The organism is Limnohabitans lacus, assembly GCF_030053395.1.
Lineage (GTDB): Bacteria > Pseudomonadota > Gammaproteobacteria > Burkholderiales > Burkholderiaceae_C > Limnohabitans_A > Limnohabitans_A lacus.
Genome location: NZ_JASGBH010000003.1, coordinates 206,350 through 231,499, shown reverse-complemented (window position 1 = coordinate 231,499; position 25,150 = coordinate 206,350). Strand labels below are relative to the sequence as shown.

The 25,150-nt window shown below is 60.6% G+C and carries 24 protein-coding genes; 15 read left to right on the top strand and 9 right to left on the bottom strand.

Going from position 1 to position 25,150, the window contains the following annotated elements; translation table 11 throughout:
* Positions 1 to 12 precede the first annotated feature (12 nt).
* The 3 genes from QLQ16_RS05675 to tsaD all read right to left on the bottom strand — a co-directional run bounded on the left by QLQ16_RS05675 (position 13) and on the right by tsaD (position 3,929).
* Positions 13 to 1,308: a sigma 54-interacting transcriptional regulator gene (locus QLQ16_RS05675; protein WP_283223722.1), complete on the bottom strand. Its 1,296-nt coding sequence runs from the start codon at positions 1,306 to 1,308 to the stop codon at positions 13 to 15.
* 224 nt (positions 1,309 to 1,532) lie between these two features.
* On the bottom strand, positions 1,533 to 2,744 hold the full coding sequence (locus QLQ16_RS05670; RefSeq protein WP_283223874.1) for a branched-chain amino acid ABC transporter substrate-binding protein: 1,212 nt from the start codon (positions 2,742 to 2,744) through the stop codon (positions 1,533 to 1,535).
* Between the two features lie 141 nt (positions 2,745 to 2,885).
* On the bottom strand, positions 2,886 to 3,929 hold the full coding sequence (gene tsaD, locus QLQ16_RS05665; protein ID WP_283223721.1) for a tRNA (adenosine(37)-N6)-threonylcarbamoyltransferase complex transferase subunit TsaD: 1,044 nt from the start codon (positions 3,927 to 3,929) through the stop codon (positions 2,886 to 2,888).
* Between the two features lie 172 nt (positions 3,930 to 4,101).
* On the opposite strand from tsaD, the gene QLQ16_RS05660 reads away from it, so the two are divergent.
* From QLQ16_RS05660 to QLQ16_RS05635, 6 genes are all read left to right on the top strand, one after another.
* On the top strand, positions 4,102 to 4,791 hold the full coding sequence (locus QLQ16_RS05660) for a substrate-binding domain-containing protein (protein WP_283223720.1): 690 nt from the start codon (positions 4,102 to 4,104) through the stop codon (positions 4,789 to 4,791).
* A gap of 52 nt (positions 4,792 to 4,843) precedes the next feature.
* Entirely contained in the window at positions 4,844 to 5,743 is a 900-nt protein-coding gene (ybiB, locus tag QLQ16_RS05655; protein ID WP_283223719.1) for a DNA-binding protein YbiB, read from the top strand.
* On the top strand, positions 5,740 to 6,528 hold the full coding sequence (gene cobA / locus QLQ16_RS05650; RefSeq protein WP_283223718.1) for a uroporphyrinogen-III C-methyltransferase: 789 nt from the start codon (positions 5,740 to 5,742) through the stop codon (positions 6,526 to 6,528). Before ybiB ends, cobA begins: the two co-directional genes overlap by 4 nt.
* 43 nt (positions 6,529 to 6,571) lie before the next feature.
* Complete coding sequence (locus tag QLQ16_RS05645; protein WP_283223717.1) at positions 6,572 to 7,789, top strand: BaiN/RdsA family NAD(P)/FAD-dependent oxidoreductase; 1,218 nt, start codon at positions 6,572 to 6,574, stop codon at positions 7,787 to 7,789.
* Between the two features lie 162 nt (positions 7,790 to 7,951).
* Positions 7,952 to 8,164 carry a 30S ribosomal protein S21 gene (rpsU, locus tag QLQ16_RS05640; RefSeq protein WP_092756237.1) on the top strand — a complete coding sequence of 71 codons (213 nt, stop codon included), beginning with the start codon at positions 7,952 to 7,954 and terminating at the stop codon, positions 8,162 to 8,164.
* Positions 8,165 to 8,274: 110 nt separating this feature from the next.
* The gene (locus QLQ16_RS05635) at positions 8,275 to 8,721 is read left to right on the top strand and encodes a GatB/YqeY domain-containing protein (RefSeq protein ID WP_283223716.1); all 447 of its coding nucleotides are present in this window, start codon (positions 8,275 to 8,277) and stop codon (positions 8,719 to 8,721) included.
* 69 nt (positions 8,722 to 8,790) lie between these two features.
* Here QLQ16_RS05635 and pmbA read toward each other — a convergent pair whose 3' ends face one another.
* Positions 8,791 to 10,188: a metalloprotease PmbA gene (gene pmbA, locus QLQ16_RS05630; RefSeq protein WP_431310383.1), complete on the bottom strand. Its 1,398-nt coding sequence runs from the start codon at positions 10,186 to 10,188 to the stop codon at positions 8,791 to 8,793.
* 103 nt (positions 10,189 to 10,291) lie between these two features.
* Between pmbA and yjgA the strand changes: the two genes are divergently transcribed.
* The 3 genes from yjgA (at position 10,292) to rpoD (ending at position 14,391) form a co-directional block, all read left to right on the top strand.
* Entirely contained in the window at positions 10,292 to 10,948 is a 657-nt protein-coding gene (yjgA, locus tag QLQ16_RS05625) for a ribosome biogenesis factor YjgA (protein ID WP_283223714.1), read from the top strand.
* Complete coding sequence (gene mog, locus QLQ16_RS05620) at positions 10,941 to 11,537, top strand: molybdopterin adenylyltransferase (protein WP_283223713.1); 597 nt, start codon at positions 10,941 to 10,943, stop codon at positions 11,535 to 11,537. The genes yjgA and mog overlap by 8 nt, the downstream gene beginning before the upstream one ends.
* Before the next feature lie 409 nt (positions 11,538 to 11,946).
* A complete protein-coding gene (gene rpoD, locus QLQ16_RS05615) occupies positions 11,947 to 14,391 on the top strand; it encodes an RNA polymerase sigma factor RpoD (protein WP_283223712.1) in 2,445 nt (814 codons plus the stop codon).
* Between the two features lie 60 nt (positions 14,392 to 14,451).
* Here the strand turns inward: rpoD and QLQ16_RS05610 are convergent, their stop codons facing one another.
* From QLQ16_RS05610 to paaZ, 4 genes are read right to left on the bottom strand one after another with little or no spacing between them, the layout of a single operon-like run.
* Positions 14,452 to 14,856, bottom strand: coding sequence for a YkgJ family cysteine cluster protein (locus QLQ16_RS05610; RefSeq protein WP_283223711.1), 405 nt, complete (start codon positions 14,854 to 14,856; stop codon positions 14,452 to 14,454).
* 8 nt (positions 14,857 to 14,864) lie between these two features.
* Positions 14,865 to 15,899, bottom strand: coding sequence for a zinc-binding dehydrogenase (locus QLQ16_RS05605; RefSeq protein ID WP_283223710.1), 1,035 nt, complete (start codon positions 15,897 to 15,899; stop codon positions 14,865 to 14,867).
* A 17-nt stretch (positions 15,900 to 15,916) separates the two neighbouring features.
* Entirely contained in the window at positions 15,917 to 16,531 is a 615-nt protein-coding gene (locus QLQ16_RS05600; RefSeq protein WP_283223709.1) for a class I SAM-dependent methyltransferase, read from the bottom strand.
* A gap of 17 nt (positions 16,532 to 16,548) precedes the next feature.
* On the bottom strand, positions 16,549 to 18,594 hold the full coding sequence (gene paaZ, locus QLQ16_RS05595) for a phenylacetic acid degradation bifunctional protein PaaZ (RefSeq protein WP_283223708.1): 2,046 nt from the start codon (positions 18,592 to 18,594) through the stop codon (positions 16,549 to 16,551).
* A 484-nt stretch (positions 18,595 to 19,078) separates the two neighbouring features.
* Between paaZ and QLQ16_RS05590 the strand changes: the two genes are divergently transcribed.
* The 5 genes from QLQ16_RS05590 to QLQ16_RS05570 all read left to right on the top strand — a co-directional run bounded on the left by QLQ16_RS05590 (position 19,079) and on the right by QLQ16_RS05570 (position 23,141).
* Positions 19,079 to 20,290: a 3-hydroxybenzoate 6-monooxygenase gene (locus QLQ16_RS05590; RefSeq protein ID WP_283223707.1), complete on the top strand. Its 1,212-nt coding sequence runs from the start codon at positions 19,079 to 19,081 to the stop codon at positions 20,288 to 20,290.
* Between the two features lie 18 nt (positions 20,291 to 20,308).
* Complete coding sequence (locus tag QLQ16_RS05585) at positions 20,309 to 21,346, top strand: cupin domain-containing protein (protein ID WP_283223706.1); 1,038 nt, start codon at positions 20,309 to 20,311, stop codon at positions 21,344 to 21,346.
* A 23-nt stretch (positions 21,347 to 21,369) separates the two neighbouring features.
* Entirely contained in the window at positions 21,370 to 22,071 is a 702-nt protein-coding gene (locus QLQ16_RS05580) for a fumarylacetoacetate hydrolase family protein (protein ID WP_283223705.1), read from the top strand.
* 61 nt (positions 22,072 to 22,132) lie between these two features.
* Positions 22,133 to 22,771 (top strand): maleylacetoacetate isomerase, encoded by a 639-nt coding sequence (gene maiA / locus QLQ16_RS05575; RefSeq protein WP_283223704.1) that lies wholly within the window; start codon positions 22,133 to 22,135, stop codon positions 22,769 to 22,771.
* A 100-nt stretch (positions 22,772 to 22,871) separates the two neighbouring features.
* Positions 22,872 to 23,141 carry a BLUF domain-containing protein gene (locus tag QLQ16_RS05570; RefSeq protein ID WP_283223703.1) on the top strand — a complete coding sequence of 90 codons (270 nt, stop codon included), beginning with the start codon at positions 22,872 to 22,874 and terminating at the stop codon, positions 23,139 to 23,141.
* Between the two features lie 115 nt (positions 23,142 to 23,256).
* On the opposite strand, the gene QLQ16_RS05565 is transcribed toward QLQ16_RS05570, so the two are convergent.
* Positions 23,257 to 24,258 (bottom strand): aldo/keto reductase, encoded by a 1,002-nt coding sequence (locus QLQ16_RS05565; protein WP_283223702.1) that lies wholly within the window; start codon positions 24,256 to 24,258, stop codon positions 23,257 to 23,259.
* 108 nt (positions 24,259 to 24,366) lie between these two features.
* Here QLQ16_RS05565 and QLQ16_RS05560 point away from each other — a divergent pair, with 108 nt between their 5' ends.
* A complete protein-coding gene (locus tag QLQ16_RS05560; RefSeq protein WP_283223701.1) occupies positions 24,367 to 25,143 on the top strand; it encodes an IclR family transcriptional regulator domain-containing protein in 777 nt (258 codons plus the stop codon).
* The last annotated feature ends 7 nt before the right edge of the window (positions 25,144 to 25,150 follow it).

Here is a 25,150-nt window from a genome sequence, read left to right as displayed (position 1 = left end):
CCTGAAAGTGGCTTATTGCTTGATCTTGCGGTAGAGCGTACGCAAGGTCACTCCCGCGATTTCGGCGGCTTTTTTCTTGTCACCATCGCAAAAATCGATCAGTTTCAAGATGTAGTCGCGCTCTTGCGCTTTGAGTGCGGTGAAAGCGTTGCCGGCGTCCTCATCACCCACATCCGCAACGCTGTTTGCCTCGGTGCTCAAAGGCGACGCGGCATTGAAGTGACGCGCCATGTAGGCTTGGCCTTGTTTTTGCCCCGCCATTTTTGCGGCCAAAAACTCATCATCGGCCATGTCTTGCGCAGACAAATTCTCCAGATCGTCATCTGCTGGAGCTGCCGTGGTATGGATGTGGTACGTGGTGCTCGCGTAAGTGGCGTTGTTGGGCGCGGTGAAACTTTGCTGAGATGCGGACGAAGGGGCATCACTTGATGGACTGTGACTTTTGGCCTGCGCATGGCTGACATAAGCCTTGAAGTCGGGCAACATTGAACGCTGGGATTTCTTCTCAATCACGCGCTCTGATTTACTCGATGGCGTGCCCGCATAGATCGACTGGATCACATGGTGCTCGGAGTAAACATCGGTCTCAAAAGTCCCCACCAATCGGTGGATGATGTTTCGCAACTCCAAGATGTTGGCGGTGAACTTGTGATGGCAAAGCACCTCCATGGCCTCAGGGGTCATTTGTTTGGCCGATGCATGCGGCATCTCCAGCAATATCGAACGCACCAGATCAGGAATGTCCTCACGTCGCTCATTGAGCGAAGGGGTTCGGATGGTCAAGGTATTGATGTGGTGCAACAAATCATTGCGGAATTTGCCATGCTCGACCATGGCCATCAGATCCTGGCTTGAGGACGTGATCAGTCGGAAGTCGCTGTTGTACGTATCGCTGGAGTTAAGTGGCGAATAAGTGTTGCTTTCCACCAAGCGCAAAAGCAGTGTTTGACATGGCCCGGGCAGCTCGCCCACTTCGTGCAAATACAAGGTGCCACCCTCAGCCAACGACACAGCACCTTGCCGCAATTGGTGGTTGTAAGGATTCAACGTCCCCAACATTTCTTGCTCAAACTTGCTCTCTTTGATGCCCAGACAATCGATTTGGACAAAATTGCCGCCACTGCGTGAGCCCACGTTGTGGATGGTCGATGCGGATTGACGTTTGCCTGTACCCACCTCGCCGACCAAAATGACCGGGTCATCCGATTGACTGGCCAAATGCAAACGACGCACAAAGCCATGGAACGCAGCGCTGGTCGGGCTTTTATGCAGTGCTAAGGAGGATTGATCTGAGACAAAAGGTGGCATAGCGGTCACACGTTGATGGCTGTGACAATTTTGTCACTGCTGACAATTTTACGACCTGCTGAACACTTTTGAACAGCAATTATTTTCAAACAGAACGTTTATCGGGAATTAAATGACATTTATTCACTATAAATGTTAAATTCAATTTAAACCCCAGAACCAATTTGGCCATTGTGGTGCTGACCCTGCTGATTTCCGACGGATTGACCTGGCAGCCGCCAACTTCATGAAGGCCTTTGCATCTGACAGCTGCTGGGCATGCGCACCTGCTCTGCCTTGATCTGGCGCACGACCTTGAAGCCATAACCAGAGCCCTCTACATCAAAGGGCACGCCGGGAGCGCCTTGTCTTTCCATCACCCCCACAGCCAAAGGCTGCTGAAATTGATGGTCTTCGGCGCGCATGCTGCCAGTTTGTCCAGCCATGCTGACGCGGGCTTTTTCAAGGGCCAAGGCCACCGCCACGGCCTCGGTGCTGCCCGATTTTTCGATGGCCTGGACCCAAGCTTCCACCATCAATTGCATGCGCAGGTGGACATAGTCCTCGGTCGGTTTGGGGAAACGTTGTCGAAAGGATTGGTAAAACTGCGCACTGGCTTTGCCAGGCACATTGGGCAGCCAATCGGCCACGGCGATCACACGGCCCAGGCCCGATTCCCCAATGGCGGCTGGCGCGCCCAAGGCATTGCCGTAGAAAGTGTAGAACTTGCCTTCATAACCCGCTTCACGGGCGGCTTTGACCATCAGCGTCAAGTCATTGCCCCAGTTGCCGGTGATGATGGCCTGAGCACCACTGGCTTTGATCTTGCTCGCATAGGGCAAAAAATCCTTCACACGGCCCACAGGGTGCAATTCGTCGCCCACGATCTTCACATCCGGGCGCTGCTGGGCCAGTTGATGCTTCGCCTCGCGTAAGACGGCCTGCCCAAAACTGTAGTCCTGTCCGATCAAATACACCGACTTGAGCTTTTTGTCCTCGCGCAGGACCTGCATGAGCGCGGTCATGCGCATGTCGGCATGGGCATCAAAACGAAAATGCCAGAAGCTGCACTTTTCATTGGTGAGCGCGGGATCGACCGCCGCATAGTTCAAAAACAAGACCCGCTTGGCAGGTTCCCGTTCGTTGTGCTTGTTGATGGCATCGATGAGCGCTGCGGCATTGGCCGATGAATTGCCCTGCAAGATCACATTTGCACCATCATCGATGGCGGACTTGAATGCCGACAGCGCTTCTTCGCTTTGGCCTTTGCTGTCATAGCGCTCCAACGTCAATGGGCGCAGACCTTGGGCGGTTTTGACGCCACCGCGCGCATTGACCCGCTCGACCGCCCAGGTGATGTTGCGCACCACGGTTTCGCCCGTGTTGGCAAAGGGGCCGCTCAGGCCTTCGATCAAGGCCAATTTGATCGGCTGAGGGGATTGGGCCATCGCCGGCATCAAAGCAAAAGCGGCGCACACGAACAAAACAACACGGCGGGCGAACATCGACAAACGCATAAAAAGATCCCGCTATCGGGTCGAGCAAAGTAGAAAGGGGCGGAGTTTAACGGAGCCCAAGGGCATGGGCGCCAAGGCCTTTCAGGCCAATTCGTGCAGTGGCCAACGCGGCTTGACGTCAAAGCTGTAGCGGGCCTGGGCCGTTTGTGCTCCGGACTGCAAGCGCATGGCTGCAGCCATGGCGATCATGGCGCCGTTGTCGGTGCACAGGTGCAATTCGGGGTAATGCACGCGGACACGGGCTTTGGCGCAGGCCGCATTGAGCTGCGTGCGCAATTCACGGTTAGCCCCCACGCCTCCGGCCACCACCAGGCGTTTCATGCCCGTGGCCTTGAGGGCGTTCATGGATTTCTTGAGCAACACTTCCACAATCGCCGCTTGGGTCGATGCGGCCAAGTCGGCCCGCTCCGGCGCGCCTTCGGTGTGGGCTGCGGGGCCGATTTTTTGGCTTTGGGTGAGCACGGCGGTCTTGAGGCCAGCAAAAGAAAAATCAAAATCACCGCTGTGCAGCAAAGGCCGCGGCAATTTGTAGGCCGCAGGGTTGCCCTGCTCGGCCAAACGCGACAAGCCAGGGCCGCCCGGATAGGGCAAACCCATCAGCTTGGCCGACTTGTCAAAGGCTTCGCCGGCGGCGTCGTCAATGGTTTCGCCCAGCAACGTGTAGCGGCCCACGCCGTCCACCCGCATGAGCTGGGTGTGGCCGCCGGACACCAGCAGCGCAATGAAAGGGAACTCGGGCGGATCGGCGCTCAAAAAAGGCGAGAGCAAATGCCCCTCCAGGTGGTGCACGCCCAGCACCGGCTTGCCCATGGCGGCCGCCAGTGCGCAGGCCACACCCGAGCCCACCAGCAGTGCGCCCGCCAAACCGGGCCCCCGGGTGTAGGCCACCACATCCACATCGGCCAAGTTGGCCCCGGCCTCTTGCATGACCTGTCGGGTCAGCGGCAGCACGCGGCGAATGTGGTCGCGGCTGGCCAACTCGGGCACCACACCCCCATAGGCCTGGTGCATCTCGATCTGGCTGTAGAGCGCGTGTGACAACAAGCGCGGCCATGCGTCGCCCGTGGTTTCAACCAAGGCCACACCGGTCTCGTCGCAAGATGATTCAATACCCAAAATTCGCATAACAGGTAGTTTAAGCGGGGCATGGGTGCAAGCTTGGCCCTTGGCCATAATCCTTGGAAGGCCAGCGCCAACACGCCGGCCACATGAAGCGTCAGCCCTGCTGCCCATATGCAGCTCGGGCGAATGATCGCCTGCAAGGCAGGCGCCTACATGCACTCACATTGAACTCACCATGACCACACTGCGACTGATTTCATCCATGGCCACCAAGCCGCTGCTGGCCGATCTGGTGGCGCTTTACAAGGCGCAAGCCCCAGGCGTTGAGGTTCAAGTCGAATCCGTGGGCGGTGTGGACGCGGCCAAACGGGTGCAAGCCGGTGAAGCATTTGACTGCGTGGTTTTGGCCAGCAACGCCATCGACACCTTGATCGCCGATGGCAAAGCCCTGGCAGGCAGCCGTGTGGACCTGGTCCATTCGGGGGTGGCCGTGGCGGTGCCCGCAGGGGCCGAACCACCCGACATTTCGACCGAAGGGGCCCTCAAACAGGCCATCCTCAGTGCCCGCACCTTGGGCTATTCCACAGGCCCCAGCGGCGTGCAACTGGCCAAACTGTTCGACCGATGGGGCATCACCGAACAGATCCAAGACCGCATCGTGCAGGCCAAGCCGGGTGTGCCCGTGGGCGGATTGATAGCCCAAGGTGAGGTGGCCCTGGGCTTTCAGCAACTCAGCGAGATGATGGGCGTTGCGGGCATCACCGTGCTCGGCCCCTTGCCCGATGCGGTGCAGATCACCACCACCTTCTCAGGCAGCGTGGCCGCCACCAGCGCCCAAGCGCAGGCTGTGCGCGACCTGCTGGCGTTTTGGGCCTCGGCCGTCACCCGCGACACCAAAGTGCGCCACGGCATGGTGGCGGCTTGAGCGCCATACCCATATAACCAACAGTTATCTGGTTTCCAGCACAATCGCCGGCATGGGAATCAGCCAATACATCAAGGACATCGGACGCGGCAAAGAAGGCGCCCGTTCGCTCGGGCGCGCGCAAGCCGCGGACTTGATGGGCCAGATCCTCGATCAACAGGTGAGCGATCTGGAGTTGGGTGCGTTTTGCATCGCCATGCGCGTCAAAGGCGAGACCGCTGAAGAAATGGCCGGTTTTCTGGACGCCACCCATGCACGCCTGAACAAAGTCCCAGCAGGCCAAGCCCCCACCGTGGTGCTGCCCAGCTACAACGGGGCGCGCAAGTTGCCGGTGCTCACGCCTTTGTTGGCCCTGCTGCTCGCGCGCGAGGGTGCGGCTGTGGTGGTGCACGGCTCGGCCACCGAAGACACACGCGTGAGCAGCCAGGCGGTCATGGCCGAACTGGGCATTGGCGCGGCCCAAGCTTGCACCACCGTGCAGGCAGGGCAAGTCATCTTTGTGCCCTCAGGTGTGTTGAACGCCGGACTTGACCGGTTGCTGGCGGTGCGCCGCGTGGTTGGTTTGCGCAACCCGGGTCACAGCTTGGTCAAGCAGATGAACCCTTGCGATGGCCCTGCCCTGATCGTGGGCAGCTACACGCACCCCGAATATTTGCAATCGATGTCGGCCACGTTTGCCTTGACAGGACAACACGCTTTGCTGCTGCGCGGCACCGAGGGCGAGCCGGTGGCCGATGCGCGCCGCACGCCGGCCATGGACGTTTTCAAGAACGGACGGGCACAGCGCGTGCAAGCCCAGCAAGAAGGCCCTTTGGGCCTAGTGCCCGACTTGCCCGGTACCGAAGCGGCTGCCACAGCGCGCTACATTGAAGGCGTCTTGCAAAACCTGTTGCCTGTGCCGCAACCCATCGCCCTGCAAGTCCAACACATCCTGCGCGAGGTGAACGCATGAACCAGTCACACCCTCCCCGCGGCAGCTGCACCCTGGTGGGTGCGGGCCCTGGCGACCCCGAACTGCTGACCCTCAAAGCGGTCAAAGCCATTGCCAGCGCCACCGTCTTGCTGGTCGATGACCTGGTCAATGACGCGGTGCTCGAACATGCCAGCCCTCAGGCACGCATCGTGCACGTGGGCAAGCGTGGTGGATGCAAAAGCACGCCACAGGCCTTCATCGACAAGCTGATGATCACCGCCGTGCAAGAAGGTGAACATGTGGTCCGCCTCAAAGGCGGAGACCCCTTTATTTTTGGCCGAGGTGGCGAAGAAGTTGAACACCTGCGTGCTGCAGGCATCGAGGTGCACGTGGTCAACGGCATCACCTCGGGCTTGGCAGGCATGAGCAGCTTGGGTGCCCCCCTGACGCACCGCGAACACGCGCACGGCGTGGTGTTTGTGACAGGCCATGCCAAACCCGGTGATGCAGGCACCGACTGGGTCCAATTGGCCCACACCGCGCATCAGGCCAAGCTCACGCTGGTGATCTACATGGGCGTGAGCAGCTTGGAGCACATCTGCCAAGGTTTGTTGCAAGGCCTGCCTGCACGCACCCCAGTGGCCGTGGTGCAGCAGGCCAGCTTGCCAAACCAACACCAGGCACTGACCACCCTCGATGAGCTGGTGAACACCGTGCAAAGTGAAGCCTTGCAAAGCCCCAGCATCATTGTGGTGGGCGATGTGGTGCAAGGTGCGCGAGCCTGGCAGAACCAGGACGCCGCTGAGCGCCAACGCGTCGCCTGAGCGGGCCTGGGGACCGGGAGGTCCGAACCACTAAACTCCCTGCATGAATACATGGGACGTTGTGATTGTGGGTGCCGGGGCTGCCGGCTTGTTTTGTGCTGGCGTCGCTGGCCAGCGTGGCCTGAAAGTCCTGGTCATTGACCACAGCAGCAAAGTCGCTGAAAAAGTCCGCATTTCGGGCGGCGGGCGTTGCAACTTCACCAACCGCTTGCTCGACGCAGCGGCCCCGCAAAAACATTTCATCAGCCAAAACCCGCATTTTTGCCGTTCCGCGTTGTCTCGGTACACACCGCAGGACTTCATCGATCTGGTCCAACAACACGGCATCCCCTTTCATGAAAAGCACAAGGGTCAGCTGTTTTGTGACAACTCGGCCGAAGACATCATCCGCATGCTGCTGGCCGAGTGCCAAGCCGGTGGTGTGACGATCTGGTCGGGCTGTGCGGTCAAATCCGTGGTGCACACAGACGCCTACACGCTGGAGACTGACCAGGGGCCCGTGCAAACCCCCTCTTTGGTGGTGGCCACTGGCGGTTTGTCGATCCCCAAAATCGGCGCCAGCGACTGGGGCTACCGCATCGCCGAACAGTTTGGCTTGCGACTGGTGCCGCGTCGCCCCGGCTTGGTCCCCCTCACCTTCGATGGCGAGGCTTGGGCGCCCTATGCACAGCTGGCCGGGCTGGCTTTGCCCGTCGGCATCGAGACAGGCGACAAGAAAAACCGCATGCACTTTGACGAAGACCTGCTGTTCACGCACCGCGGCTTGTCGGGGCCAGCAGTGTTGCAAATTTCCAGTTACTGGGCGGACAACTGCCCCATCCGACTGAACCTGGCGCCCGATGTGAATTTGCCCGAGCGCCTGCAAGAAGCCAAACTGCGCTCCAAGAAATTGTTGGGCAATGAATTGGCCAGCCTGGTGCCCAGTCGCCTGGCCGAAGCCTGGGTGAGCCAGGACACGGCCCTGCAACGCACCTCAGCCGAAGTGCCTGACAAAGCCCTGAACAAGTTGGCCCAAGCGCTGTGCAACTGGCAGCTGACGCCCACGGGCAGCGAGGGCTACAAAAAAGCCGAAGTCACCTTGGGCGGGGTGGATACGCGCGACGTGTCTTCACAAACCATGGAGTCCAAGCACCCTGGGCTGTATTTCATCGGCGAGGTGATCGATGTGACGGGCTGGTTGGGCGGCTACAACTTTCAGTGGGCGTGGGCCAGCGCACATGCATGCGCTCAGGCCTTACCCGTTCCCTCAAATACGGCTTAAAAAGGGCCAAAAAGCATGGTTTTCATGGCTATAATGATGGTCTTTGCTGGCAAACCCCCGTCTGCCAAATACTAGTTCGTGACGGGGAACCGCTGGTATCGGCTTACAAGGCGCGATCTTCCTTGTAAAAGCGACCGGCACACATTTTGGAAATTTGATTCAATGACCACCATCCGCGTGAAAGAAAACGAGCCGTTTGACGTCGCACTGCGTCGCTTCAAGCGCACCATCGAAAAACTCGGCCTGCTGACAGACCTGCGTGCCCGCGAGTTTTACGAGAAGCCCACAACCGAGCGCAAGCGCAAGAAGTCTGCTGCCGTCAAACGCCACTACAAGCGCGTTCGCAGCATGCAATTGCCCAAGAAGCTGTACTAAGCACTTCTTTTGTTGACCCGAAAGGGTCCGCAAACAAGCCCGCAAGAGGACGCTCAGGCGGGCTTTGTTGTTTCTACACCCCTCTTTTTGCCACACTCCAGGAGCCTCTCATGAGCCTGAAAGACCAGATCACCGAAGACATGAAAACCGCGATGCGCGCCAAAGACAGCGAGCGTCTGGGCACCATCCGTTTGCTGTTGGCCGCCATGAAGCAAAAAGAAGTCGATGAGCGCGTGGTGCTCGACGATGTGGCCGTCGTGGCGATCGTGGACAAATTGATCAAGCAACGCAAAGACTCGATTGCGGCGTTTGAGCAAGCCGCTCGGCAAGACTTGGCAGACAAAGAAAAAGCCGAAATGGCCGTGTTGCTGGCTTACCTGCCCGAGCGCATGTCGGCCCACGAAGTGACTGCCGCCGTGCAAGCCATCGTGGCCGAGCTGGGTGCCAAGGGCCCCGGCGACATGGGCAAAGTCATGGGCGCAGTCAAAGCCCAATTGGCAGGCAAGGCCGACATGGGCCAGGTGTCTGCCGCTGTGAAAGCGGCCTTGGCTGGCTGAACACGGCCATCCCTGCAAAAGCAAAACGGGAAGCCTGAGGCTTCCCGTTTTGCTTTGTGCAGCACCTGCTCAGCTGCCCGCAACCTTCATGCGGTTGACCAGCACCGAGCCGATGCTCTTGGCCCCCATGTTGTAGACATCCGAGCCAATCGCCTCGATGCCCATGAACATGTCTTTGAGGTTGCCCGCGATGGTGATTTCATGGACCGGGTAAGCGATCTGGCCGTTTTCGACCCAAAAGCCACTGGCGCCGCGCGAATAATCACCGGTGACGTAGTTCACGCCCTGCCCCATCAGCTCGATCACAAACAGGCCTGTGCCCAACTTTTGCAGCATGGCCTCCAGATCATCGCCTGGCTGCGTCAAGCGCGAGGTCATCGACAAATTGTGCGAGCCACCGGCGTTGCCGGTGGTCTTCATGCCGAGTTTGCGGGCCGAATAGCTCGACAGGAAATAGCCTTCGACGCGGCCACCCTTGACCACTTGACGCGCCGCCGATCGCACGCCTTCATCGTCAAAGGGTGAGCTGCCTTTGCCGCGCAAAACAAAAGGGTCTTCATGGACATCGATGTGCTTGGGAAACACTTTCTTGCCCAGGGAGTCCAGCAAAAAGCTGCTCTTGCGGTACAGCGCCCCGCCGCTGACGGCCTGCACAAAGCCCCCCAACAAGCCTGCTGCCGCAGGCGACTCGAACAGCACCGGGCATTCGGTTGTGGGGATCTTGCGTGCGCCCAAGCGCGACAAGGCCCTCTCTGCGGCATAACGGCCCACCGCCTCGGGCGAGGCCAATTCGTCGGCCGAACGCATGGAGCTGTACCAAGCGTCGCGCTGCATTTCGGCGTTGCGGCCAGGCAGTTTGGCAATCGGCGCGACCGAGATGCTGTGGCGTGAGCTGGCATAACCACCGCGAAAACCATGCGTGTGGGCACTGAAGAAATGGCTTTGCTGCGCGGACACGGCCGCGCCATCACTGTTGGTGATGCGGCGGCTGGTTTTGAGGGCTGCCGCTTCGCATTGCAAGGCCAGCTTGGCCGCTTCTTCGCTGTTGATGGTCCAGGGGTGGAACAGGTCCAGCTCGCGGTATTGGGTCTCGATGTCCGCTTCATCGGGCAAACCGGCCGTGGGGTCTTCGGCGGTGAAGCGGGCAATGTCAAACGCGGCTTGCACGGTGCGCTCAATGGCGGCTTTGGAAAAGTCCGAGGTGCTGGCATTGCCACGGCGATGCCCCACATAGACCGTCACCCCGAGCGATTTGTCGCGGTTGCGCTCCACGTTTTCCAGCTCGCCTTTGCGCACACTGACCGACAGGCCGCATCCTTCTGAAGCTTCGGCGCCTGCATTGGTCGCCCCCAGTTTTTTGGCATGACGCAAGGCGGTGTCAACCAAGGACTCGAAGTGGTCGCGCGAGTAGCTGAAGCCGTCGTGGGGTTCGGAAGTGGAAGCTTTGGCGGGTGCGTTTGGGTTCACGGCATAAGTCTCAAAACAGAGGGTGGACGCGAAGCCCACAGTGGCCGCTATGATACTTGCCACCCAGCACCTGCGCTGCCCTTGAGAACGAGTTCCCCCAGTCATGTCCCGTAAACCCAAAAAAGGCTATTTCGTCCGTGGTCAATTTGTTGCCGAAGGCAGCGAACTGGACCTGGAGTTCAAACGCGAACTCAAGTTTGGACTGGAAGGCCCCAGCCGCACCGAACTCAAGCGCGAGAGCACCGAACTGCAAGAGCTGGGCACGCAGCTGCTGACGCTGCGCGCCGACCTGATGGCCGATCTGCCGCTGACCGACAAGCTCAAAGACGCCCTGGCCGAGGCCAAACGCATCACCAACTTTGAAGGCAAGCGCCGCCAGATGCAGTTCATCGGCAAACAAATGCGCCTGCAAGAGCCCGAAGTGCTGCAAGCCGTGCGCGATGCGCTGGAAATCCAGCGTTTGGGCAGCGCCAAGGACACGCAAGCCCTGCACTTGGCCGAAGCCTGGCGCGACCGCCTGATCGCCGACGACAACGCCGTGGGCGAGTGGATCGCCCAATACCCGCAAACCGATACACAGCAGCTGCGCGCCTTGGTGCGCCAGGCCCGCAAGGACGCGGTGCCCGTGTCCAATGCGGCCGTCTCGCAAGGCCTGGCGCCACGCCAAAGCCGGGCTTACCGCGAAATGTTCAAACTGGTGCGCAGCATTTTGAGTGGCAGCCAAAGCGATGACCGTTCCGAGGAATCCGACGATGAGTGAAACCAGCCATGACGCCGTGAAGATCGGCATCGTCTCCATCAGCGACCGCGCCAGCACCGGTGTTTACGAAGACAAGGGCTTGCCTGCATTGCAAGAGTGGCTCTCACGGGCATTGCTCAACCCCGTCACTTTCGAGCCCCGTCTGATCCCCGACGAAAAAGAGCGCATCAGCGCCACCTTGATCGAGTTGGTCGAAGCAGGCTGCAGCTTGGTGCTGACGACCGGCGGCACCGGCCCAGCCCTGCGCGATGTGACCCCTGAAGCCACCCTGGCCGTGGCCGACAAGGAAATGCCCGGCTTTGGCGAGCAGATGCGTCAAATCAGCTTGAAATTCGTGCCTACAGCCATTTTGTCGCGCCAAGTGGCCGTCATTCGTGGGCAAAGTCTGATCATCAACCTGCCCGGCCAGCCCAAGTCGATTGCGGAAACCCTGGAAGGGCTCAAGGACACCGAAGGCAAGCCCGTGGTGCATGGCATTTTTGCGGCGGTGCCCTATTGCGTGGACCTGATTGGCGGCCCCTACATGGAAACCAACGACGCGGTTTGCAAAGCCTTCCGGCCTAAAACTGCTGTTCGGCCTGCACGCTGAGACCTCTTTGGGTCGGCCACCAACGATCAAAGCAGTGCCCCCGCAGGTCAGCAGTTTCAACTGCGACGCTCTGGGTCCCGGCGCAGGCCTCATGTCGGGACTGAAGCTACCGAGTTACAACCGGGCCCTCAACAGAGGCTCGCCCTCTGTCTTTAGGTATAATCCATTTTTCTCGGCAAGAGCGACAGCAGCACCTCCGGCTAGACCACCGCCATCAGCGCGAAGCCCCCTTTGGGTCGGTCACCGTTCCGCAAGGACTGCATTCCAAATGTTCGCCCCTCCATCTTGCCATTGCAGTTTTGACGCCCATATAGGGCGTTGACGCTGTGTCTTAACAAGCCCGCGCCGGGATGTATTTGGCGCTGACTGTGTCTGTTTCCTTGTCTGTTTTGAAGTCTTGAGGTTGTTCATGCCCGCTCAAAAGCCGAAGAAGCCTGCCCAGGCCCCCGCCAAATCGAAAACCGTGGCCAAAGCCGCACCTGCCCCCAAAGCCCCAGCGCCCGTCGCCAAGGCCAAGGCCAGTGCCAAAGTGACTGTCAAAGCACCGGCCAAGCCGGCCGCCAAAGCAGCCACTCCAGCGGTCAAATCCACGAAGACCCCGGCCACACCTGCCAAGAAAGCCGCCTCCGTGCCTGCCAAGAAATCTGAAGTGACCGAAAAGAAGACGCCTGCCAAGGCCAAAGCCGCCGAAGCCGAAGTGGCGGTGAAGAAGACCAAAGCCGCCAAAGCGGCTGACGTGACCGAAGTACCCGCCAAAAAACCTGCGGCCAAAAAAGCCGTGACCGGTGCCAAGCGTGGCCCCAAGAAAAAAGGCAGCATCGCCGAGCCTTCATTCGATGACGAAATCATCGACATTGAAGAGGAAGTCGAAGCCGAACCCGTCTCGGACACCGCCGAGAAGGTCAAACCCCTGCGCATGAAGATCAGCAAGGCGAAAGAACGCGCCTTGATGAAAGAATTTGGCCTGGACGAAACCGTCCTGACCGAAGCCGAAATGAAGCAACGCCGCGATCGCCTCAAAGCCCTGATCAAACTGGGCAAGACGCGCGGCTACCTCACCAACGGCGAAATCAGCGACCACTTGCCCGACAAGCTGGTCGATGCCGAAACCCTGGAAGTGGTCATCGCCACGCTGAACGATCTGGGTGTGGCGGTGTACGAGCAAACGCCTGACGCCGAAAGCCTGATCATCACGGACAACGCGCCCACAGGCTCGACCGAAGAAGAAGCCGAAGAAGCCGCTGAGGCCGCACTGTCCACCGTGGACAGCGAATTCGGCCGCACCACCGACCCCGTGCGCATGTACATGCGCGAAATGGGCACCGTGGAGTTGCTGACCCGCGAAGGCGAGATCGAGATTGCCAAGCGCATCGAAGGCGGCTTGATGGACATGATGGCTGCGATCAGTGCATCGCCAGCCACCATTGCCGAAATCCTGAACATGGCCAACGACATCCGCGAAGGCAAGGTCGTGATCTCCACCATCGTGGACGGTTTCGCCAACCTGAACGAAGCCGATGACTACGTGGCCGAAGAAGACTTCGACGAATTCGACGAAGCCGACGACGACGATGGCAAAGGCGGCTCCAAAGCGCTGACCAAAAAGCTGGAAGAACTCAAGAACCAAGCGCTGGAGCGTTTTGACCGCATCACCGGCCACTTCGAAAAAGTCCACAAAGCCTATGACAAAGAAGGCTGGGGCACGCCCGCTTATGTGAAGGCTCAAACCGCCTTGTCGGAAGAGCTGATGACCATCCGCTTCACCGCCAAGACGATTGAAAAGTTGTGCGACATGGTGCGTGGCCAGGTTGACGATGTACGCAAAAAAGAGCGCGAACTGCGCCGCATCATCGTGGACAAATGTGGCTACCCGCAAGACAACTTCATTGCCGACTTCAGCGGCCGCGACAAAAACGGCAAGCGCATTGAATCGCACCTGCTGAACCTCAAGTGGATCGAAAAGCAAGCCGCTGCAGGCAAGAGCTGGAGCGCGGTGATGGGCCGCAACATCCCGCCTGTGCAAGACATCCAGCAAAAACTGATGGACCTGCAAAACAAAGTGGTGGTGCCGCTTGATGAGCTCAAGGACATCAACAAGCGCATGAACGCGGGCGAACGCGCCAGTCGCGATGCCAAAAAAGAGATGATCGAAGCCAACTTGCGCCTCGTGATCTCGATCGCCAAGAAGTACACCAACCGTGGTCTGCAGTTCCTCGATTTGATCCAGGAGGGCAACATCGGTTTGATGAAGGCCGTGGACAAGTTCGAATACCGCCGTGGCTACAAGTTCTCGACCTATGCCACCTGGTGGATCCGTCAGGCGATCACCCGCTCGATCGCGGACCAGGCCCGCACGATCCGCATCCCGGTGCACATGATCGAGACCATCAACAAGATGAACCGCATCTCGCGTCAGCACTTGCAGGAATTTGGCTTCGAGCCCGATGCCTCCATCCTGGCCGAGAAGATGGAAATCCCAGAGGACAAGATCCGCAAGATCATGAAGATCGCCAAAGAGCCGATCTCCATGGAAACACCGATCGGTGACGACGACGACAGCCACCTGGGCGATTTCATCGAAGACAGCACACACACCGCGCCCATCGACGCGGCACTGCAAGCCGGTCTGCGCGATGTGGTCAAAGACATTTTGGACAGCCTCACGCCCCGCGAAGCCAAAGTGCTGCGCATGCGTTTCGGCATCGAGATGTCCACCGACCACACGCTGGAAGAAGTGGGCAAACAGTTCGACGTGACCCGCGAGCGCATCCGCCAAATAGAAGCCAAGGCGCTGCGCAAGCTCAAGCACCCCAGCCGCTCAGACAAACTGCGCAGCTTCATCGACTCGATGTAAGCCACACAGCTTTCAAAAGCACCAAGCCTCCCGACTGCGAAGTCGGGAGGCTTTTTCCATTCAGCGCGACTGGGCTTTGTTGCCGTAAGGGCAATGGTTGGGCCGGGGACCGACTTGTGGGTGCAAGCGACAGGTGTTGGGCCGCTTGTCGTACACCGTGCAGCGGCGCGTTTTGGCGTCCAAAAACTGGCAGTCACCGCTGGCGCGACGCGCCAGACTGAAGATGCTGTTCTTGAAGTTGAAGTGCTCGATCAGGCCCGCTTTGGTCAAGCGTTTAGCGATTTGCTTGGGCTCGTCGTGTTCCGCCTCGAACGGGTCCACCAACTCCAGACGCACCAGGTCCGACAACTTGACCTCGACAGGCATGGTGCAGCAGTTGGCTGCACAGGTGTCACACAGGCCGTTTTTGTAACGGGTCCAGGTTTCGCAACGGTCAACGTCGACAACTGCAATGGGGGATCTCATGCCAGGGATTATCCCCGGATGCGCACCGCCAACTTGCCAAACTGCTGACCGCTGGCCAAACGGTCCAGCGCGGTATGAATGTCGTCCATGGCGTAGGTGCGCTCAATGAGCGGCTTGACCCCGTGGCGTTCGCAAAACTGTGTGAGTTGCTGCAACTCGTCCAAATTGCCCAAGGTCGAACCCAGGATCTGCAGCTGGCGAATGAACACGCGGCGCAAATCGGCCCCGGGTTGGTCGCCTGTGGTGGCGCCACAGGTGACGATGCGACCGCCGCGCACAGCCGATCGCAAGGCGCTGTCCCACACGGCTTGACCCACGTTCTCGAACACCACGTCCACCCCGCGCTTGCCTGTCAGGCGCATGACCTCTTGCACCACGTCTTGCGCATGGCTGTGGATGGCCGCGTCGGCCCCCAGCGCCAGCGCACGGTCCAGCTTGTCTGGGTGGGTCGAGGTCACGAAGACCCTGGCGCCCATGGCTTTGGCCAATTGCAAGCCGGCCAAAGACACGCCGCCGCCGATGCCAAAAATCAGCACCGTCTCCCCTGCTTTCAATCGGGCGCGGCTGGTCAGCATGCGCCATGCGGTCAGGTGGTTCACGCCCAGCGCGGCGGCTTCTTCAAATGTCCAGCCCGTGGGCATGGGCACCAGGTTGCGAGCCGGCACGCTGATGAACTCCGACAAAGTGCCGTCGCGGTGCTCGCCCAACAGGCTCATGCGGGTGCACAGCACCTCTTCGCCGCTTTGGCAAAACTCGCAGATGCCGCAAGTCAAAGCGGGGTACACCAGCACCTGTTGCCCGATGTGCAGACCGTGGTCCCCCTCGTCCAACGCTTCGATCACACCCGCGCCATCGAGCCCCATGGTTTGGGGCAGCGTGTGGGTGATGCCCGCGCCGCTGTCACGCATGTACAGATCCACCCGGTTGAGCGTGGCGGCGTGCATGCGCACCAGCACTTGGCCCGCTGGTCGCTCTGGCATGGGCCGGTCACCCACGGCCACCACGTCGTTGCCACCGTGACCGGTGAGGTAAACCGCTTTCATCGGAAATCCTTGCGGGATCAGGCCGCCTTGGCCTGTCCCCAGTAATGGAAGGTCATGGGCCGGGGCCCGGGCAAATAGGCCGATTGTGTGTCGGCTGCAAAGCCTGCTTCTGCCAGCAATTCGGGAATGTCCCTTCCCAACTGGCAGCCACCGGCCAAAGGCCCCCACAGGGGCTGAAGCCGGTCTTGCCACCGGCGCACGTTGGGATCGGGCGCACGGCCATGCTCGCAAAACAGCAGCTGACCGCCCGGCACCAAGACCCGGCGCATCTCGCGCAGGGCCTGCACCGCATCGGGGATGCTGCACAAGGTGTAGGTGCAGACCACGGTGTCAAAGCTGGCATCGGCCGTGGGCAGCTGCTCGGCCGACAAGCCCATCAGCTCGACCGCAATGCCGGCCCTTTGGCTGCGCTTTTGGGCCAAGCGGTGCATCTGAAGGGCTGGGTCCACGCCAACCAAGCGGGTCACGCGGCTGCGGTCGTAAAACGGCAGGTTGCGTCCCGTGCCCATGCCTACTTCAAGCACACGGCCTTGCGCTTGGGGCAGCAATTGCCGACGCTGCTTTTGCACCATCGGCAGGCCGCAGGCCATGTCGATCATGTAGGGGAGCACCACGCGGTCGTACCAGTTCATAGCGCTCCTTGCGGACCTCAGCCCTTTTTGGCCACCAAGGTCAAGATGTCGTAGCTGGCCACGACTTCGCCCAGCTGGTTGGTCACTTCCACATCCCAAGCCACCACGCCTTGGCCCACGCCGTTGGCGTCTTTCTTTTGGCGGTCGATCTTGCGCTTGGCCGTCAAACGGGCCTGGATGGTGTCGCCAATGCCCACAGGCTTGACGAAGCGCAGGGTGTCGAGGCCGTAGTTGGCCAGCACCGGGCCGGGCGCGGGCGAGACAAACAAACCCGCTGCGGCCGACAGCACGAAGTAGCCGTGTGCAATGCGCTTGCCAAACGGCGAGTCCTTGGCGGCGATTTCGTCGAAGTGCATGTAGAAATAGTCGCCCGACAGACCGCCAAAAGCCACGATGTCGGCCTCGCCCACGGTGCGGCGGTGGGTCAGCAGGCTCTCGCCAATTTGCAATTCTTCAAAGTAGCGGCGGAAGGGGTGAACTTCGGTTTCGATCAGCTTGGCGCCGCGCATGTACTCGCCTGTGACGGCGGCGATCATGGTGGGCGAGCCTTGCAACGCAGTGCGCTGCATCAGGTGCTTGACGGCGCGGATGCCGCCGAGTTCTTCACCACCCCCTGCGCGGCCAGGACCGCCGTGCTTGAGGGGTGGCAGCGGCGAGCCGTGACCGGTCGATTCCACAGCGGCTTCGCGGTCCAAGATGTGCAGGCGACCGTGCAAGGCAGCGGCCACAGGGATCACGCGGGCAGCCACTTGCGGGTCCTTGGTCACGAGCGTGCCCACCAAGCTGCCCTGACCGCGTGCGGCCAGTTGCAGCGCTTCGTGGATGCCGTCGTAAGGCATGAGGGTGCTGACGGGGCCAAAGGCTTCCACGTCGTGCACGCTGTCGGTGTGCAAAGGTTTTTGGCACAGCAGCAGCGTGGGCTGGAAGAAGGCACCGCCTTCAACGCCCTGCCCCACCGGCTTGAAATCGGCACCGCCACCAAACACCAGCTCGGCACTTTGGCGCAGCAGGGCCACACGCTCGGCCACGTCGGCCTGCTGGGCGTGCGAGGCCAGTGCCCCCATCTTCACGCCCTCGACCGATGGATCGCCCACCACCACTTTGGCCAGACGCGCTTGGAGCTTCTCGGCTACGGCGTCCAGGTGCTGGCGCGGCACGATGGCACGGCGAATGGCGGTGCATTTTTGCCCCGCCTTGACGGTCATTTCGCGAGCGACTTCTTTCACGAACAAATCAAACTCTTCGTCGTCGGGTGTCACATCAGGCGCGAGGATGGCGCAGTTGAGCGAGTCGGCCTCGGCATTGAAGGGGATGCTGTTTTTCACCACATTGGGGTGCACACGCAGCATGGCGGCGGTGTCGGCCGAGCCGGTGAAAGTGACCACGTCTTGGCCGTTCAAGCGGTCGAGCAAATCACCCGTGGAGCCAATCACCAGCTGCAAAGCGCCTGCGGGCAAGATGCCCGATTGCTCCACCAAGCGCACCATGGCTTCGGTCAGGTAGCTGGTGGACGAAGCGGGTTTGCCGATGCAAGGCATACCAGCCAAAAAGCTGGGCGCGAATTTTTCAAGCAGGCCCCAGATGGGGAAGTTGAAGGCGTTGATGTGCACCGCGATGCCGCCGCGCGGCACCAAGATGTGCGTGCCCGCAAAGCCGCCCTTTTTGCCCAAGGGGAATGCCGGACCTTCGTGAATCAGGTTGCCGCTGGGCAGCTCGTTGCTGCCCATGCTGGCGTACGCGAACAAGGTGCCCGCACCGCCTTCGATGTCCACCCAGCTGTCAGCGCGTGTCGCGCCCGTGTGGGCCGAAATCGCGTACAGCTGCTCTTTGTGCTCACCCAGGTATTTGGCCAGAGCCTTGAGGCGCTGGGCGCGCTCTTGAAAATCCAGCTTGAGCAGATTGGGCAGACCGACGGTGCGTGCGAAGTGCACAGCATCGCCGAAGTCGATCGCTTCCGCATGGGTTTGGGCGACTGTGGCACCGTTGATGGCGCTGCGCAGGGCTTGCGCGCCTTGTTGGCCGATCCATTGGCCACCGATGAAACTTTGCAGGACTTGGGACATGACAATGCGCTTTCCGTATAGGTCAAAACTCGGCCAGAAGGAATTAACCAACCGAGCGGTCGGTTAATTCTAATCGGTTTAAGCGGGCCGCACAGACGCTCGACACAGGGGTTTCCCCTGTGTCGAGCCACATCGGTTCACCTCGAATGCCATCAAAAACTGGGGGCGCTGTGAACAGACCATGGGGCTTTGGGTTTCTCTTTCTTTTGCACCCCACAGACAGGGCACCTGGCCTGTTGTCGCAAAAACCGACGCAAGGCCTGGCCAATGCCAAAAGCCTTGCCCAGACGTGCTGATGTGCATGATTTGGCAACAACACCCCTTTCATCCATCGCGGCATCGGCAAATCGGCGGTGTGGCCAATCCCATGGCAAGCCGAGACCCAGGGTAAATACTAACTCCTGGGTTTCGGATTTGACTTGCGAAATAATATGCGCACATATAATATGCATGCATTCTTTCAACGTGAAATTGAGGAGACCCCATGAGCACAGCGCAATCACAACTCCCCGTCATCGTGGCTGGCGGTGGCATTGGCGGCTTGGCCGCTGCCTTGGCTTTGGTGCGCCAGGGCTTTGAAGTCACCGTGCTGGAGCAAGCCCCCGAGATCGGTGAGATCGGTGCAGGCATCCAGCTGGGCCCCAACGCCTTTCATGCGTTCGACGCATTGGGCATCGGCGACAAAGCGCGTGGCCGTGCGGTTTACACCGATTACATGGTGATGCACGACGCGATCGACGAGTACCAAGTGGGCAAGATCCCGACGGACGAAAAATTCCGCCAACGCTTTGGCAACCCCTACGCCGTGATTCACCGCGCCGATGTCCATTTGTCGCTGCTCGAAGGCGCGCAAGAAACCGGTCAAGTGCAGTTTCACACCAACACCCGCGTCGTGCGCATCGAGCAAGACGACAGCAGCGTGACGGTGTGGGACCAAAACGGCAAGGCTTTCAAGGGCTGCGCTTTGATCGGGGCCGACGGCGTGAAGTCGGTGGTGCGCGAGCAGTTTGTGGGTGATCCGGCCCGCGTGACGGGGCATGTGGTGTACCGCGCTGTGGTGGACAAAAAAGACTTTCCACAAGACCTGCAGTGGAACGCCGCAGCGATTTGGGTCGGCCCCAATTGCCACCTGGTGCACTACCCCCTGCGCGGTGGTGAGCAGTACAACGTGGTCGTGACCTTCCACAGCCGCGAGCAAGAGGAATGGGGCGTCAAGGATGGCAGCAAAGAAGAAGTGCAAAGCTACTTCCAGGGCATCTGCCCCAAAGCACGCCAACTGATCGACCTGCCCAAGACCTGGAAGCGCTGGGCCACGGCCGACCGCGAGCCGATTGGCCAATGGACCTATGGCCGCGTGACCTTGCTGGGCGACGCCGCCCACCCCACCACCCAATACATGGCGCAAGGCGCCTGCATGGCGATGGAAGACGCCGTCACTTTGGGCGAAGCCCTGCGCACCCACCACAACGACTGGCCCAAAGCTTTGGACATGTACCAACGCGCCCGCGTGGCCCGCACGGCCCGCATCGTACTGTCGAGCCGCGAGATGGGCCGCATCTACCATGCCAAGGGCGTGGAGCGCCTGGTGCGCAACGACCTCTGGCGCGGCCGCAGCCCGGAGCGCTTTTATGATGCGATGGCGTGGCTTTACGGCTGGAACGTGAGCAACTGCCTCGATGCCGCACAACACACCTGATTGCACGGAGACCAGAACATGAACGACCTCGGACGACTCGAAGACCTGCCCCCCGACTATGTGCAAGACCTGCGCGAGCTGAACCTGGTGCCGCTGTGGCCCAGCCTGCGCGGCGTGCTGCCGCCCAAGGTGCCCACCCGCCAGACCCAGCCCACCTGCTGGGCTTACAAGGACATCAAGCCGCTCTTGCTCAAAGCGGGCGAACTGACCCCGATTCAAAAAGCCGAGCGCCGCGTGCTGGTGCTGGCCAACCCGGGACACGGCCTGGACAAAATGCAGGCCTCTGCCGCCATGTATTTGGGCATGCAGTTGCTCATGCCCGGCGAGTGGGCCCCCAGCCACCGCCACACGCCCAACGCGGTGCGCATGGTCGTGGAAGGCGAAGGCGCATGGACCACGGTGGACGGCGAGAAATGCCCCATGAGCCGGGGTGATTTGATCTTGACGCCCACCGGCCTGTGGCACGAGCACGGCCACGACGGCACCGACCCGGTCATTTGGCTGGACGTGCTGGACTTGCCTCTGGTCTATTACATGGAGGCCAGCTACCACATCAACGGCGACCGCCAGGCCGTGCAGCCAGGCCGCAGCGACCAGCAATACGCCCGTGGCGGCGTGGTGCCCTCGCATGTGTTTGACCGCAGCAAAAAGGCCTACCCCATGCTGCGCTACGCCTGGAAAGACGCCAAGGCGGCGCTTGAGTCGCTGGCCGCTGACAACGCCGAACTGGAGCAGGTGCAAGTCACTTACACCAACCCCGAAACCGGCAGTGATGCAGAAAACATTTTGGGCTTTTACGCCCTGATGCTGCGCCCCGGCCAGAGCCTGCGCCTGCCTGCGCGCTCACCTGCGCAAGTCTTCCATGTGATCGAAGGCGCGGTGCAAGCCCAAATCGTGGCCAGCACCTTCACATTGGCCGAGGCCGACACATGCTGCGCCCCCGGCTACGAGGCTGTGACGCTGAAGAACCTGAACGCCAACCAACCCGCCTTCATCTTTATGGCCGACGAGTCGCCACTGCACCGCAAACTCGGTGTCTACGAGAACCGCGGCTGATTTTTTTCTTTTCATTGCCAACCATGACCTCCTACCTCTTCACACCACCCGCCGTTCAATCTCTGCCCATCCGTGGCCAAGCAGAGCGCTTCCCGATCAACCGCATCTTCTGCGTGGGCCGCAATTACCATGCGCACGCCGTCGAAATGGGCCGCCCCGTCGACAAGAGCGTGGAGCAGGCCTTCTACTTCACCAAGTCGCCCCAGACCTTGGTGGAAAGCGGCGCGACCGTGTCTTACCCACCCCGCACCAACAACTACCACTTCGAGATGGAGCTGGTGCTGGCCATTGGCAAAGCAGGTTTCCGCGTGAGCGAAGCCAATGCGCACGAACTGGTCTATGGCTACGCCGCCGGTCTGGACATGACGCGCCGTGACCTGCAGCTGGTGGCACGCGACAAAGGCCGCCCTTGGGACACGGGCAAGGACATCGAACAAGGCTCGGTCTGCACCGAGATCGTGCCCATGCCCGGTGTGGTGATCGAGAGCGGCGCGATCGCTTTGGAAGTGAATGGCCAAACCAAGCAGTCATCCAACGTGGACAAGCTGATTTGGAACATCCGCGAAATCATCGCCGACCTGTCCACTTACTACCACCTGCAGCCTGGCGATTTGATCTACACCGGAACGCCCGAAGGCGTGGGCGCCGTGCTGCCTGGCGACAAGATCACCGGCCGGATCGAAGGCCTGGCCGAAGTCGCGCTGACGGTGGGTGCTGCTCAATAATGCCGTCTTGCGCGGCGTGCACTTGCACCCCGCGCAGCCGACCCATCACAGGACTGGACCCATGAAGCTCTACAACTTTTTCCGCAGCAGCACCTCGCACCGCTTGCGCATTGCCCTGAACCTCAAAGGCATCGCCACCGATTACGTGGCCGTGGACTTGCGGGTCGATGAGCAACTGAACGCCCCCTTCAAGGCCGTGAACCCTCAGGGCCTGGTGCCCGCCTTAGACACCGGTGAACAGCTCATGATCCAGTCGCCGGCCATCATCGAATGGCTGGAAGAAAAATACCCCACACCCGCCCTGCTGCCCGCTGACGCCGATGGGCGCGCACGGGTGCGGGCCTTGGCCGCCATCGTGGGGTGCGACATTCACCCCATCAACAACCGCCGCATTTTGCAGACCCTGCGCAAGCAGTTTGGCGCGAGCGAAGACGCCATCAACGCCTGGTGCGGCACCTGGATCAGTGACGGATTTGACGCCTACGAAGCCTTGCTGGCCGCAGACACGCAACGCGGTCGCTTCAGCTATGGCGATGCGCCCAGCATGGCCGATGTCTACTTGATCCCCCAAGTGGAAAGCGCCCTGCGCTTCAAAGTCGACATGAACCGCTGGCCCCTGATCAGCGCGGTGGACAAAGCCTGCGGCGAACTGGCGGCCTTCCAAAAAGCCGCGCCATTGGCGCAACCCGACGCGGGTTGAGCAACCGTGGCGCCCAGCTGACAGCAGAAGTCACGCTGTCAGCTGGGCACAATTTGGCTGCGGATAATGCCAAGGGTTTCAATTTGACCCGAGATCCAAAGTGTTAGAGCGCCTGGTTTACCGTTCCAAAGCCACCCACAAGCTGGGCAGTCTGCATTTGTTCAACCTGCTGAGCCTGTGCCGCGAAAGAAACAAGCGCATGGACATCACCGGCCACCTGCTCTATACCGAAGAAATTTTCGTGCAATGCATCGAAGGGCCCAGCGCATCGATCGAATCCCTTTGGCAAAGCCTCAACCGCGATGAGCGGCACCACGACATCGAATTGCTCGCGCGTGGCCCTTTGCAAGAGCGGCGCTTTGCCGACTGAAGCATGGCGTTTTCCAGTTACGCGCACTTCAACAAGTACAACATCTCCGGCTTTTTCCCCGTCGACCGCGACGGCATGAACGACGCCGCCAAGCGTTGCACAGGCGACTGACTGTTCAGGCAAACACCTCGGTATCGACCTCGCTGTTGGCTTGGTCGTTGTAGCGGTCGCCCACCACGGTATTTGGGTTGATGAGCGCTTCCAGGCGGTTCATCAAGTCCGCACCGAGCTGCACATCCACCGCCGCCAAATCGTCCAGCAAATGGTCCACCGAGGTGGTGCCGGGGATCGGCAAGATGTCTTCGCCCTTGTGCAACAACCAAGCCAGCGCCAGCTGAGATGGGCTGCAGCCGGCCTCTTGTGCCAGCGCGTTGTAGGCGGGCAAGAGCTTCAAATTGGCGGCGTAATTAGCAGGCGCAAAGCGCGGCATGGTGCGGCGAATGTCTTTGGCATCGAGCGCGGCGATGTCCAACGGGCCGCACAAAAAGCCCCGCGCCACCGGACTGAAGGCCACAAAGGCCGTGCCCAGTTCACGGCAAGCTTGCAAGACCGCGATCTCGGGGTTGCGCGTCCACAGGGAGTACTCGGTCTGCACGGCCGCAATCGGGTGCACCGCATGGGCCTTGCGCAACGTGTTGGCCGACACCTCCGACAGGCCAATGGTCTGGATCTTGCCCTGGCGCACCAGGTCGCTCAAAGCGCCCACGCTGTCTTCGATCGGGACTTGCTTGTCCCAGCGGTGCAGGTAGTACAGGTCGATCACATCGGTTTTCAGGCGGCGCAGCGCGTCTTCGCAGGTCTTTTTGATCGTCTCGGGCCGGCCATCGATCACCCGCACCTGGGTGCCATCGCCCCGGTCCACGCCCTGCATGCCGCATTTGCTGGCCAAGGTGAATTTTTGGCGGTGCGGCTTCATCACCTGGCCTACCAGCGTTTCGTTGGCGCCAAAGCCATACAGGGCGGCGGTGTCAAAAAAATCCACGCCTTGGTCGAGCGCGGTGAGCAGGACACGCTCGCCTTGTTCGGCAGACACGGGCGGGCCATACGCGTGGCTGAGGTTCATGCAGCCCAGGCCAATGGCGCTGACGTTGAAGGGGCCTAATTTGCGGTGTTTCATGCAGGCATGGTAGTGGCAAATCGCGCAGGCACCTGCCCGTCTTGATCAGCCCATGCACAAACATCGCACCTCAGTGATCGATAATCGCACGGACACACCGGAGCCCTCATGCCCATAGCAGAACCCACCGAACTCGATGCCCGTGACTGGATCGCTGGCCTGGAAAAAGGCCTGTCCATCATCGAGGCATTTGACGCGGCGCACCCCCGCCTGACGGCCACAGAAGCCGGTGCCCGCTGCCACATGACCCGTACGGCAGCACGGCGGTATTTGAAAACACTGGCGCATTTGGGCTATGTGGGCACCGACGGCAAACTGTTTTGGCTGATGCCGCGCATTTTGCGGCTGGGCCATGCCTACCTCGAGTCGGCCCGCTTGCCGCGCCTGGTGCAACCCTTCTTGCAACGGATCACAGCGGGCACCGAAGAGATCGCCTACCTGGGCGTGGTCGATGGCGACGACACCGTGTTCATCGCCCGCAGCGACAGCCACCGCCACACCTCTTCGGGCTATTTGCCTGGCTCTCGCGTGCAGGTGCAGGTCACAGCTGCAGGCCTTGCGGTGTTGGCCAGTCTGGACACCGAAGCCATGGACCAGTGGCTCGACCGCCATGAACTGCGGGCCTTCACCTCGTACACCCTGTCCAGCAAGGCGGAGTTGCGCAAAGCGCTGCTGCAGTTCAAACGCCAAGGCTGGGCTCTGTCAGAGCAGCAGCTGGAGCTGAACTTTCGCGGCATCGCCGTGCCCTTGCTGGACCGCAACAACGTGCCCCATGGCGCCATCAGCGTGACCATGCCCATCAACCGCGAGGTGACCGACCACGCGCTGCACCGTTTGCTGCCGGTGATGCAAGAGGCTGCACGCAGCCTGCGGCCACTGCTCTGAGTCGGGG